The organism is Rhizobium hidalgonense, assembly GCF_002914525.1.
GTDB lineage: Bacteria > Pseudomonadota > Alphaproteobacteria > Rhizobiales > Rhizobiaceae > Rhizobium > Rhizobium hidalgonense.
Genome location: NZ_LODW01000059.1, coordinates 22,362 through 34,073 on the forward strand (window position 1 = coordinate 22,362; position 11,712 = coordinate 34,073).

Here is an 11,712-nt window from a genome sequence, read left to right on the forward strand (position 1 = left end):
CTGCCTGTCACGCGTAACGCACCTCCACGCCGAGTTTTTCCAGTCGGTGGCGAATGCTGTGTGGCATGTTGCTGTCGGTGATGATCAGATCGACACGCGACAGCGAGAAGGCTTTGGAGGAGGCGCCGATGTCGAACTTGCTCGAATCCGCCACGAGCACGACGCGCCGGGCCATGCGAACCAGGTTGCGCTTGGTGCGCGCAATATCCTCGGAAACATCGACGACGTCGAAGGCCTGATCGATTGCATGGGCGCTGACAAAGGCCTGGTGGGCGACGAGTCCGCCGACCGCCTTGTCGGAATCCGAGACGATCGTGCTGACGGTGCTCGGAAACACCCGGCCGCCGATCATGTGCACGTCGAGCCCCGGCCGGTACATCAGATGCTGGGCGATGTTCATCGCCGTCGTCGCGACCACGACATTGTTGACCGGCGGCATCTGCATGGCCACCTGCAGCAGCGTTGAGCCGCTGTCGAAGACAATCGACTGATTGTCGATGATCTGCCGCGCCGCCATTTGGGCGATGCGTCGCTTCGCATCGAAGTTGCGCTGCATGCGTTCCTCGAAGGCTGCTGCCGGCGAGTCGGATGGCAGGGCGATTGCCCCGCCATGCGTTTTGATCAGCTGCTTCTTGGCGTCCATGATTTCGAGGTCGGAGCGGATCGTGACTTCCGAGACCTCGAAGAATTCCGCGAGCTGCCGGGTGCGTGCCTGACCGACCCGTTGAAGTTCCAGCATGATCTGCTGCCGCCTCTGTTCTGCAAGCATATGTGATCCCGACCAGCCGCTATTGGCGACATCCTGACTTTTGAAAAACGAAAGTTCGCCGCCTTGGTTTTCGGCTCATCCAGTAGAAATAGCGCCTTAGCGGCGGAAATGCACGTTGAAAATTCGGCATTCACCCAAAAACGAAAGAAATCGAAATATTGAATGTTTGTTTATTTTCGAGTTAGGGTTTTCTCAGCCTCGCCATCAGCAATCACAAAGGAAGTATCGCCATGGGTCTCGGCACCAAAATCCGCCTCGCACGCCTGTTCTCGAATCCATCGGGCCATCTGTTCGGAGGCGCGGTTGATCACTTTGTCGGTTATGGCAATGTGCGTGAGGGCGGGCTTGCCGATCTGCCGGGCGCGCTCAAACGCGTGATGGCCGGAGGCCCCGACTACATCAGCATCCAGCCGGGTGCGGCGCGCCACCTCTGGTCGGATTATGCCGGAAAGGCAGCGCTCGTCATTCAGGGCGGCTGCTTCACCGCCGACGACCGCATTCGACAGCTCATTGCCACCCCGGAAGACGCGGTGCGTTATGGTGCGGATGCGCTGGCTGTTGCCATTCCCGTGCGCGGCGCCACCGAAGGAGAATACATCCGCTGGCTTACCGACACGGTCAACGCCGCCGCCCGCTTCGAGATGCCGGTCGTCGCCCATGTCTATCCCCGCGATTTCTCCGACGGCGGCAAGATCGTGTTCACCCCGGATGAGATTGCTTACGCGGTGCGCATCGGCTTCGAGGCCGGTGTCGACGTGATCAAGGTCGGCTACACCGGCGATTTCGAGTCCTTCCGCGAGACCGTTGCGACTTGCCCTATACCCGTGGTGATCGCCGGCGGCCCGAAGACCGATACGCTGCTCGGAGCGCTCATCCAGACTTCGGAAGCATTGCGGGCCGGAGCCAAAGGCGCGGTCGTCGGCCGCAACCTTTGGGGTCACGGCGATACGACCATGGCCGCGCGCGCCTTCAAGCTCGTCATTCACAAGGGGATGGCGCCGGAGGATGCGCTGGCTGCGGCCGGTGCTTGAGAGGTGTCGCGCCCTTTCCAGGTTCTGGGCTTCGGCGCCCTTGCCATCGATGACATCATCTATGTCGATCGCGGGCTTTCGGCCGGCAAGGGGAAGGTGACGAAGCGTGCCACCGACCATGGCGGCAATGTGGCGACGGCTCTTGTTGCCGTCGCCCGGCTCGGCGGGCGCGCCGGCTTCATCGGCTGGCTTGGCGATAAGCCGGCGGACGATGTAGCCGGTGCCGAACTCGAGCGTGACGGCGTCGACATATCACTTGCACCCCGCCACGCCGATGCGGCGCCGATCCGCTCCGTAATTACGGTCGGCCCTGACGGCGACCGGTTCATAGCCTATGACGACGATGTGCTGCACGGCACCTCGGATGCGCTGCCCGACCACGTTCTGACCCAGGCCCCGGTATTGCTGATCGATGGCTATGCCACCCATTCGGAAAGTGTCGTGGCGCGGGCCCGCGCGCTTGGCCTTGCCGTGATCGCCGATATCGAATGGACAGTCGGCACTGCGACGGACCGCATCCTGGCTTTCGCCGATCATCTGGTGCTCCCGCTCGCCTTCGGGCAGCAATACACCGGTGAGGGTGATCCCACGATGATCCTCGACAGGCTCTGGTCCGCAGATCGCTCCGCTGTTGTCCTGACCGATGGCGAGCGCGGGACCTATCTCCGCCAGAGCGGTGATTCCGTCAGGTGGCATTTGCCGGCCTATGCGGTTCAGGCGGTCGACACGACCGGCGCCGGCGATTGTTTTCACGGCGCCTACGCTCTTGCGCTTGCCGCGGGAAAGAGCCCGCTTGATTGCGTAGCCTATGCCACGGCGGCTGCCGCCATTTCCGTGACCGCACGGGGAGGGCGCAGGGGCTTACCGGACAATCGGACGTGCCTGGCATGGATGGCGGCCGAGAACGCACCAATGCCGATCCCGATGCCCGGATAAGCGTCTTCCGGATATGAGCCAGGTCCACGCGGTGACCAATGTCGATGCTGGTCGACTCACGGCTGATGAAAAATCATCGCTTGGCGAGATCTCAATGCCCGCCAAGCCCGCCAAAAAGTTACGCGCGATAAAAAATATAATCTCGCAAATAAAACGAATAAAATCGTTAAATTTCAGTTTGATAATCGGAATAGGCGGGCGCTCGCCGCGAGGCAGACTTCGATTCTTTTATTGACTTTGACGCCCAGTCCTGAGCCTTCTTGTCGAAAGGGTCGGAGACGGCAGGGGGCGCCGTTTGAGATCTGTTCCGGACTGATGCGGGAGGACGAGACGTGGCTGTGGTTGTACTGGACAAGATCTGCAAGACCTATGGAAACAGCTACCATGCGATCAAGGATCTGAGCCTGACGATCCATGACGGCGAGTTTCTGATTTTGGTCGGTCCGTCCGGATGCGGAAAATCGACCGCTCTGCGCATGATTGCCGGGCTCGAGGAAATCAGCAGTGGTACCTTGAGCATCGGCGGTCAGGACGTCGTCGATCTGGCGCCGAAGGACCGGGACATCGCCATGGTCTTTCAAAGCTATGCCCTTTATCCGCACATGACCGTTTTCGAAAACATTGCCTTTTCGATGAAACTGGCTGGAAAGAGTAAGGCCGAACGCACCAAACGCGTGCACGAGATCGCCAAGATCCTGCAGCTGGAATCCTTGCTGGGCAACAAGCCCGCACAGCTTTCCGGCGGCCAGCGCCAGCGTGTTGCGATGGGCCGCGCCATGGTCCGCGAGCCCGCAGCATTCCTCATGGACGAACCGCTCTCGAACCTCGATGCGAAACTGCGTGTTCAAATGCGGGCAGAGATCGCCAGCCTGCAGAGACAGCTCGGCGTGACGACGATCTACGTGACGCACGACCAGACCGAAGCGCTCACCATGGGCGATCGCGTCGCGGTGCTGAAGGGCGGCGTGCTTCAGCAGGTGGATACGCCGAAGGCCTTGTATCACCGCCCGGTCAATGCGTTCGTCGCCGGCTTTATCGGTTCGCCGTCGATGAACCTTTTCGAGGGGCGTCTGGAGGGCGGGCGAATCCATCTACCCGGCTTCTCCATCCCCTTGTCCGCCGGCGCCTTCGAGCGCGCTCCCGGTCTTTCCGACTTCGAAGGAAAGGCTGTAATTTTTGGGGTCAGGCCCGAGGACCTCTACGACAGCCGGTTGCCGTCTGGAGCCTCCCATCCGACGATCCCAGTTGTCGTGAGATCGATCGAGGAGCTTGGCTCCGAGTTGATCGTGCATCTGAAGGTCGACGCGGTCCGGATCGACTCGGGCGATCCCGATGCCGTCGAAGACCTGAGCGGGGCCGCCAACGCGGTTGCGCGGTTCGAAGCGGTCAGCACCGTCGAGACCGGACAATCGATTGATCTAGCAATCGACCCGGCAAAACTGCACTTTTTCAATCCTCAAACACATGTTGCGCTCTGACGACGAGGAGAGCGGCTCGCCCTGGTTGCGGTCGGCCAGAAGACGCGTTCGGCGTTTGATGTCTTGAAAGCATTCCAGTCCACGCCGAACCGGCGTTCTTCTTCAATATCCTGCTCAAAGGTTTATCGATGCCAGCAAAACAGGAACGACGTCTCCGCATCGGCGTATTGGGTGCGGGCCAGATTGCCCAGGCCGCGCATTTCGAGAGCTGCACGAAAGCAGCCAATGCAGACCTCTATGCGATTTGCGACGTTGCCGAAGATCTCCGCGAACGTATGGCAATCACCCACGGGGCGGAAAAAACCTATGACGACTACGATAAGATGCTGGCCGATCCCGACCTCGACGCCGTGATCATCGCGACCGCCGACGCTTTTCACGTCCCGGCCTCCATTCGCGCCCTTCAGGCAGGCAAACATGTGCTGTGCGAAAAACCCGTCGGTGTCACCGTCGAGGAGTGCCATGAACTGAAGGCCGCGGTAGACACATCGGGAAGGGTGTTTCAGGTCGGGCATATGAAGCGTTTCGACGCAGGGCTCCAGGCTGCCAAATCCTTCATCCGTGATGAAATGGGAGAGATGGTCGCTCTGAAAGCCTGGTATTGCGACAGCACGCACCGCTATCCGATGACCGATGCGGTCCAGCCCCTGATCGTCACCAGCGCCAACGCGAAGAAACCTTCGGCCAATCCGAAGGCCGACCTGCGGCGCTACTATATGCTCGCGCATGGCTGCCACCTGATCGACACGGCGCGCTATTTCGCCGGCGACATCGTCTCCGTCACCGCTCGCCTGTCGGAACGGGCCGGTATCTGGTGCTGGTTCGTGGACGTCGAATTTGCCTCCGGCACGCTCGGCCATCTCGATCTCACCGTCCAGGTGCGCATGGACTGGCACGAAGGCTTCCAGATCTATGGCCGGAACGGCAGTATTTTGGGCAAGACCTATAACCCGTGGTACTACAAGACCAGCGAGGTGGATATTTTCCGCGAAGCCGACGGCGCCACCCATCGCGTTCTCGGTGCCGACGGCCATTTTTACCGCCGCCAGGTCGAAGGCTTCGCTCGCACCATTCTCGATGGCGCTGTCATGGAAGGCGCCGGCATCGATGACGGCCTGGCATCCGTCCGTGCCATGGTCGCCGTTGCCCGTTCGGCCGAAAGCGGCAAGGCGGTTGCGCTGGCTGACGTCACGGGTGGCGTGTGATGAAGCTCGGCATCTTCGCAAAGACTTTCGAGGGAACGGAACCCACAACCGTTCTGAATGCGGTCGCCGAGGCTGGATTCGCCTGTGCACAATACAATATGGCGTGCTCCGGTCTTGCCCCGATGCCGGAGACGATTACCGAAACACAGGCTCGTTCGGTTGCCAATGCGGCGCTGAGCAGCGGCGTCGAGATTGTTGCCGTTTCCGGCACCTTCAACATGATCCATCCCGATCCTTCCGTTCGCGCGGCCGGCCTTCGCAATTTGGCGACGCTGGCCGAGCGCAGCACCGGCATGTCGACCGGCCTGATCACGCTCTGCACCGGCACGCGCGACCCCATCGACCAGTGGAAGTCCCACGCCGACAACGACACGCCGGAGGCGTGGCGGGATCTCCTCGAAGCCATGGAGACGGCCAGCGAGATTGCCGAGCGCCACAATGTGGACCTTGGCATCGAGCCCGAGCTTGCCAATGTCGTCAACTCGGCTGAGAAAGCCCATCGGCTGATCACGGCACTGAAGAGCCCTCGCATCAAGATCGTGCTCGATCCGGCCAATCTCTTCGAGGTTGCGACGCTGGATGAGCAGCGGCGCATCGTGTCTTCCGCCATCGACCTCCTGGCCGATCGGATCGTCATGGCGCATGCGAAAGATCGCAATCCCGACGGCAGCTTCGCGACCGCCGGCAAGGGCGTCCTCGACTATCCGCATTATCTGGGCCGGCTCAGGGCGATTGGCTTTGCCGGCAGTCTCGTCACTCATGGTCTTTCGGCCTCGGAGGCGGCCGGAGTGGCGATCTTCCTGAAAAATAACCTCGACGATGAAACCGCGGGGACAGGAGGATGAGACGAGCTGACCCGTTCGAAACCAGAGACGGGACCATTCTTAACGTGGATATGGCAGGCGACGGCGCGTCCGTCATATTCCAGCATGGCTTATGCGGCGACGCGGCGCAGACCGACGAGGTCTTTCCGCCCGACGCGGGTTTTCGCCGGGTGACGATCGAAGCGCGCGGCCACGGCTATTCCCAAGCCGGCAATCTGGAGCAGCTATCGATCGCGACCTTCTGCGATGATATCGCCGCTTATATCGAGAAGAACCTTGCAGCGCCGGTTGTGATCGGCGGTATCTCGATGGGGGCCGCGATCGCCTTGCGTCTCTCAGTCAAGCGGCCCGATCTCGTCAAGGCTCTGATCATCGCAAGGCCGGCCTGGCTGGCTGCATCGGCGCCGGAAAACATGGCGCCCAATGCCGACGTCGGGGGGCTTCTGAAAATCCTGCCGCCGGATGAGGCAAAGCAGGTGTTCCTTGCCGGATCGGTCGGTGTACGGCTCGCCGCCGAGGCTCCGGACAATCTGGCCTCGCTTGCCGGGTTTTTCTCCCGCACGCCGTTGGATGTGACCGCCGAGCTGCTGACCAGGATTTCCAACGACGGCCCTGGCGTGACCGACGCGGACATTTGCAATCTTGCCCTGCCGACGCTCGTCATCGGCCATGAACGTGACAGCATCCATCCTCTTGGCCACGCGCGTGCTCTCGCCGCGCGGATCGCCGGCGCGCGTTTCGTGCAGATCACGCCGAAAGCTGAGAGCCGGCCGCAATATGTCGCCGACTTTCGGCTTGCCGTCGGCAATTTTCTGAAGGAGCTCTGAAACAATGACGACCCCCTCCAAGGCCTGGATCGACGATCTCCCCAAGGATCGCCTGATTGCCGAATTTTCCGTCTGGTCGGCCGATCTCGTGCATCTGGCGGATGATCTGGCGCGTGTCGATCCTTACGTCGACATCCTCCACATCGATGTCGCCGATGGCCATTTCGCGCCGGCAATGTTGTTTTTCCCTGATCTTGTTGCCGGTGTGCGCAAGCTTTCCGCGCGCGCGATCCATGTTCACCTGATGGTCGCCGACAGCATCCTCCTGTCGCAGATCGAGCAGTTTGCCGATGCGGGCAGCGACCTTATCAGTCTTCATGTTGAAAACGAAAGCGTTGCCGAGGAGGCCCTCGATCTTCTCGATCGCCGCGGTGTCGCAGCCGGCATGGTCCTCAAGGTCGAAACTCCTGTCGAGCGGATCGAGAAATACGTGTCCCGGCTGCGCTTCGTGACGCTGCTCGGCACGGCGATCGGTGTGAAGGGCCAGGGTCTCGACGAAAAGGCCGGGGCCAGGCTTCGACAGGCCAAGCAGATCATTTCCAATTGCGGTGCGGCTCATCGGATCGTGCTTGCGGCCGATGGTGGTATTCGCGAGCACACGGTTCCTCTGCTGCGCCAATCCGGTGCGGAAACGGTCGTTCTCGGTTCTCTGGCTTTCAATGCGCCCTCGCTCGATGAGCGGATGACGTGGGTTCGGGGCCTCTAACTCTTGGTCTTCACATGCAGCAGGTTGCCATTGGTATAGACCTAGGCGGAACGCAGGTGCGCGCAGCCCTTGTCGACGAGCAGGGCAGGATCCTGGCACGCTTGGCCGAGCCAACGGATGCGCTGGCAGGTCCCGACCGGGTGCTCGCCCAGATTTGCGGCCTGGCCGATCGATTGCTTGCAGCGTCGAAGCCTGCTTCGGTGGTGGGCGTCGGCGTATCCGCCCCGGGCCCACTCGACACGGTTGCCGGTGTCGCAACCGATATCCCGACCCTTCCGGGCTTCGTCGATTTTCCGCTGAAGGCGGAATTGCAGAAGCGGTTTCCGTTTCCGGTCGACCTCGAAAACGACGCCATCGCCGCGGCGATCGGGGAGTGGCAGTTCGGTATCGGCAAGGGGCTCGATAACCTCGTTTATGTCACGGTCAGCACCGGGATTGGCGGCGGCGTCATCTCGGACGGCCGCGTGATCCGCGGCCGCAAGGGCATGGCAGCCCATGTCGGCCACATGTCCGTGGTGCCGGACGGCGAGCTTTGCCCTTGCGGTAACAGGGGCTGTTTCGAGGCCTATGGATCCGGACCGGCTTTTGCGCGGCGCGCCCAATTGAGGGCGATGGAAAGTCGCGGGACGACGATCGGTCGCGATGGCGGCGCCATCGACAGCCGCAGCGTTTTCGCGGCGGCCAGAAATGGCGACCCTCTGGCAAATCAGCTCGTCGACGAGGAAGCGGAAATTCTCGGTCGCGGCTTCACCAGCCTGATCCATATCTTCAGTCCCGATATCATCGTCATGGGGGGAGGGCTCTCCCACGAATTCGATCGGCTGCAACCGGGCATTCAGGCTTATATCAGCCAGTGGGCAATGTCGGCATTCAAAGATGTCAAAGTGATGCTGGCGGCTTTGGATCAGAACTCGGGTCTCATCGGCGCGGCGGGTCTGGCATTTCTGGCGGGGAAGGTCGCTCCGACGTGAGCGGGTCCCCGGACGATCGGTTTTGTCAAATTCGGCGATCGAGCTCGTCTTCGTTCACGCCGAAATGCTCGAGAATGATGCCGACGTTGCGGCGGTGAGACTTGAAATAGACGTCGAAGAGATCGCCGATCAGGGGGACCGTTCCGCCGGCGGCGTCGATCCCGAGATTGACGGCCATGCGGGCGAGCTTGTGGGTGGGAAGGCCAAGCCGCCTTGCCTCATCGATGATGAAAAGACCGATCAGCGATCCGGCAATATCGCCGACGGCCGGGATGAGGCCGAGGACCGAGTCCGCGCCGATCCTGACGCCGATGACCGGCAATCGAACCGCCGTATCCATCAGACGGGCTATGCCGACAGCGCGCCGAATTCGCCCGAGTTCGGCAGAGTTGAGGTATGTCGTTTTGCCGGTGTCCATGGCCCTGAAACGCCGCAAAACCGATAAGGTTCGCCTGCGGCGTGATCGGAGATCGCGCTTATCTCTTGTCGGGCACCACGACCAATTTGCCGACGAAGTGCTTCGCCATGAAATCGGTCTGGGCGCGGTGAAATTCCGACAGCGGATAGACGCCGCCGACGAGAGGCCGGATCTTCCGGCTCTCGATATAGCTGATAAGCCGGCGGAAATCGGCGCGGCTTCCCTGGCTCGATCCGTGCAATTCCAATTGCTTCAGATACATGGTGCGCAAGTCGAGCTGGACGACCGGGCCGGCAATGGCGCCGGCGGTGGTGTAGCGGCCTTCCGGGCGCAGGATCTTAAGGAGGTCGTTGAACAGCGGCCCGCCGACCAGATCGGCGACGACATCGATCGGTTGACCACGGCTCGCGGAATGCACTGCTTCGACCAGTTCGCCCCTGCCGCGGGTCACCACCGCTTCGGCGCCGATAGCGAGCATCGCCGCCTCCTTGCCGGGGCCTGTGACAGCAATCGGGATGGCGCCGCGAGCACGCGCGAGCTGAATGATCGCCGAGCCGACGCCGCCAGAGGCGCCGGTGGCGAGGACGCGTTCGCCAGCCGTAAGCCTTGCCCGTTCCAGCATCCGCTCGCCGGTCAGATAGGCGCAGCAGAAGGTAGCGAGTTCGACGTCAGTCAGGTCGGTGGCGACGACATGCGCGTTTTCGGCCGGCAGCGCCATATATTCGGCATAGCCGCCATCCCTCCCGTGCCCCATGTAGTCGATGTCGGCGAGGCTGTCGTCGTCGCGGTTATAGATCGAGAAGTCGACCATGACGCGCTCGCCGATCCGCGCCGGGTCGACGCCGGCACCGACGCCGACGATATGGCCGACCGTATCGGTGCCCTGAATGCGCGGGAAGGTCAGCGTATTGCCCTGCCGGCGCCAGGTGGAGACGGCGGCCGGGTCATCCTCGGTGCCATAGGCGCCCTCCCGCACCCAGACGTCGGTATTGTTCATGCCGCAGGCGGTGACGCGGATGAGCACCTCGCCGTCTGCGGGCGCCGGCACCGTCACGTCACTGCGGTAGATGAGCTTGTCCAAGCCGCCATGGCCGGTCAGCAATACGGCCGCCATCTTTTCCGGGATCGTCATGCCGCTTCCCCTCAGAGACCGTTGAAGACGGTTTCGATCGTCTCTGCCGCGGCCTTAACGACGATGTCTGCCTCCTCGCGTGTCAGGCAGAGCGGCGGGGCGAAGCCGAGGATATCGCCCTGCGGCATGGCACGGCCGATGACGCCGCGTTCGAGAAGGGCGGATGCCACCTGCGGGCCAATCTTGCGGTCGGCATCGAAGAATTTGCGGTCGTCCCTGTCCTCGACAAATTCGATTGCTGCCATCAGCCCGTCACCGCGGACTTCGCCGACATTTCGGTGGCTGCCGACCGCCTTTGCCAGTTCCGAGCGGAAATAGGCGCCGGTGGCGCCGGCATTCTCGACGATGCCGAGTTCATCGATCAGTTCGAGATTGGCAATGCCCGCGGCAGCGCAGATCGGATGCGCGGAATAGGTCCAGCCGTGGCCGATCGCCCCCATCTGATCGGAGCCTTGCACCAGCACTTGCCACATCTTGTCGGAAACGATCGAGCCGGAAAGCGGAGCGTAGGCAGAGGTCAGGCCCTTGGCGATGGTGATCAGATCCGGCTTCATGCCGTAGTGATCCGAGCCGAACATCGTGCCGAGACGGCCGAAGCCGGTGACGACTTCATCGGCGACGAGCAGGATGTCGTATTTGTCGAGCACGGCCTGGATTTTCTGCCAGTAGCCCTTCGGCGGCGGCACGATGCCGCCGGTGCCGAGGATGGGTTCGCCGATGAAGGCTGCGACCGTTTCCGGGCCTTCGGCGAGGACCATCTCCTCCAGCCGGTCAGCGCAATATTGCGAGAACTGCTCCTCGTCCATGGAGCGGTCGGACCGGCGGAAATAATAGGGCGCTTCGGTGTGCAGCACCGGCGCACGCGGGAGGTCGAAAGCATTGTGGAAGAGCGCCAGGCCGGTGAGGCTGCCGGTCATGACGCCGGAGCCGTGATAACCGCGCCAGCGCGAGATGATCTTCTTCTTCTCGGAACGACCGAGGATGTTGTTGTAGTACCAGATCAGCTTGATGTTGGTCTCGTTGGCATCAGAGCCGGAAAGCCCGAAATAGACCCTGGACATGCCGTCAGGCGCACGGTCGATGATCATCTTCGAAAGCATAATCGAGGCCTCGGTGCCATGTCCGACATAGGCGTGGTAATAAGCGAGGTTCTTCGCCTGTTCGGCGATCGCATCGGCAATCTTCTGGCGGCCGTAGCCGACATTGACGCAATAGAGGCCGGCAAAAGCGTCGAGGCTTTTGCGGCCTGTCGTGTCGGTGATGTAGACGCCTTCGCCGCCGGCAACGACGCGTGTCGGCGTATCGCCGCGGGCGTGCCCGCCCATATGGGTCGAGGGATGGAAGAAGTGATCGCGGTCCCAGGCGGTGAGTTCGTTGCTTTTCTCGAGCATGTCCTATCCTCTTTCTTGAAATGG

Annotated in this window: 12 protein-coding genes; 8 read left to right on the plus strand and 4 right to left on the minus strand. The window is 61.8% G+C overall.

Annotation, left to right across the window (positions count from 1 at the left end; all coding sequences use genetic code 11):
- Nucleotides 1-7 precede the first annotated feature (7 nt).
- On the minus strand, nucleotides 8-769 hold the full coding sequence (locus ATY29_RS17525; protein WP_097532850.1) for a DeoR/GlpR family DNA-binding transcription regulator: 762 nt from the start codon (nucleotides 767-769) through the stop codon (nucleotides 8-10).
- Between the two features lie 230 nt (nucleotides 770-999).
- Between ATY29_RS17525 and ATY29_RS17530 the strand changes: the two genes are divergently transcribed.
- From ATY29_RS17530 to ATY29_RS17565, 8 genes are all read left to right on the plus strand, one after another.
- The gene (locus ATY29_RS17530) at nucleotides 1,000-1,800 is read left to right on the plus strand and encodes a class I fructose-bisphosphate aldolase (RefSeq protein WP_003572548.1); all 801 of its coding nucleotides are present in this window, start codon (nucleotides 1,000-1,002) and stop codon (nucleotides 1,798-1,800) included.
- Nucleotides 1,801-1,803: 3 nt separating this feature from the next.
- Complete coding sequence (locus ATY29_RS17535) at nucleotides 1,804-2,736, plus strand: PfkB family carbohydrate kinase (RefSeq protein ID WP_097532851.1); 933 nt, start codon at nucleotides 1,804-1,806, stop codon at nucleotides 2,734-2,736.
- A gap of 332 nt (nucleotides 2,737-3,068) precedes the next feature.
- A complete protein-coding gene (locus ATY29_RS17540) occupies nucleotides 3,069-4,214 on the plus strand; it encodes an ABC transporter ATP-binding protein (protein WP_097532852.1) in 1,146 nt (381 codons plus the stop codon).
- Nucleotides 4,215-4,342: 128 nt separating this feature from the next.
- On the plus strand, nucleotides 4,343-5,419 hold the full coding sequence (locus ATY29_RS17545) for a Gfo/Idh/MocA family protein (RefSeq protein ID WP_097532853.1): 1,077 nt from the start codon (nucleotides 4,343-4,345) through the stop codon (nucleotides 5,417-5,419).
- Nucleotides 5,419-6,264, plus strand: coding sequence for a sugar phosphate isomerase/epimerase family protein (locus ATY29_RS17550; RefSeq protein ID WP_003572542.1), 846 nt, complete (start codon nucleotides 5,419-5,421; stop codon nucleotides 6,262-6,264). The genes ATY29_RS17545 and ATY29_RS17550 overlap by 1 nt, the downstream gene beginning before the upstream one ends.
- On the plus strand, nucleotides 6,261-7,070 hold the full coding sequence (locus ATY29_RS17555) for an alpha/beta fold hydrolase (RefSeq protein WP_097532854.1): 810 nt from the start codon (nucleotides 6,261-6,263) through the stop codon (nucleotides 7,068-7,070). Before ATY29_RS17550 ends, ATY29_RS17555 begins: the two co-directional genes overlap by 4 nt.
- Nucleotides 7,071-7,074: 4 nt before the next feature.
- Entirely contained in the window at nucleotides 7,075-7,776 is a 702-nt protein-coding gene (locus ATY29_RS17560; protein WP_097532855.1) for a ribulose-phosphate 3-epimerase, read from the plus strand.
- A 14-nt stretch (nucleotides 7,777-7,790) separates the two neighbouring features.
- Nucleotides 7,791-8,747, plus strand: coding sequence for an ROK family protein (locus tag ATY29_RS17565; RefSeq protein WP_097532856.1), 957 nt, complete (start codon nucleotides 7,791-7,793; stop codon nucleotides 8,745-8,747).
- A 25-nt stretch (nucleotides 8,748-8,772) separates the two neighbouring features.
- Here ATY29_RS17565 and ATY29_RS17570 read toward each other — a convergent pair whose 3' ends face one another.
- From ATY29_RS17570 to ATY29_RS17580, 3 genes are read right to left on the minus strand one after another with little or no spacing between them, the layout of a single operon-like run.
- On the minus strand, nucleotides 8,773-9,165 hold the full coding sequence (locus tag ATY29_RS17570) for a DUF4112 domain-containing protein (protein ID WP_003572538.1): 393 nt from the start codon (nucleotides 9,163-9,165) through the stop codon (nucleotides 8,773-8,775).
- Between the two features lie 58 nt (nucleotides 9,166-9,223).
- Nucleotides 9,224-10,297, minus strand: coding sequence for an alcohol dehydrogenase family protein (locus tag ATY29_RS17575; RefSeq protein ID WP_097532857.1), 1,074 nt, complete (start codon nucleotides 10,295-10,297; stop codon nucleotides 9,224-9,226).
- Between the two features lie 11 nt (nucleotides 10,298-10,308).
- Nucleotides 10,309-11,688 carry an aspartate aminotransferase family protein gene (locus ATY29_RS17580; RefSeq protein WP_097532858.1) on the minus strand — a complete coding sequence of 460 codons (1,380 nt, stop codon included), beginning with the start codon at nucleotides 11,686-11,688 and terminating at the stop codon, nucleotides 10,309-10,311.
- Nucleotides 11,689-11,712: the final 24 nt, after the last annotated feature.

Coding starts and splice junctions, on each gene's coding strand:
- ATY29_RS17525 (WP_097532850.1), bottom strand. CDS start 769: ATGCTTGCAGAACAGAGGCGGCAGCAGATCATGCTGGAACTTCAACGG.
- ATY29_RS17530 (WP_003572548.1), top strand. CDS start 1,000: ATGGGTCTCGGCACCAAAATCCGCCTCGCACGCCTGTTCTCGAATCCA.
- ATY29_RS17545 (WP_097532853.1), top strand. CDS start 4,343: ATGCCAGCAAAACAGGAACGACGTCTCCGCATCGGCGTATTGGGTGCG.
- ATY29_RS17550 (WP_003572542.1), top strand. CDS start 5,419: ATGAAGCTCGGCATCTTCGCAAAGACTTTCGAGGGAACGGAACCCACA.
- ATY29_RS17555 (WP_097532854.1), top strand. CDS start 6,261: ATGAGACGAGCTGACCCGTTCGAAACCAGAGACGGGACCATTCTTAAC.
- ATY29_RS17560 (WP_097532855.1), top strand. CDS start 7,075: ATGACGACCCCCTCCAAGGCCTGGATCGACGATCTCCCCAAGGATCGC.
- ATY29_RS17565 (WP_097532856.1), top strand. CDS start 7,791: ATGCAGCAGGTTGCCATTGGTATAGACCTAGGCGGAACGCAGGTGCGC.
- ATY29_RS17570 (WP_003572538.1), bottom strand. CDS start 9,165: ATGGACACCGGCAAAACGACATACCTCAACTCTGCCGAACTCGGGCGA.
- ATY29_RS17575 (WP_097532857.1), bottom strand. CDS start 10,297: ATGACGATCCCGGAAAAGATGGCGGCCGTATTGCTGACCGGCCATGGC.
- ATY29_RS17580 (WP_097532858.1), bottom strand. CDS start 11,688: ATGCTCGAGAAAAGCAACGAACTCACCGCCTGGGACCGCGATCACTTC.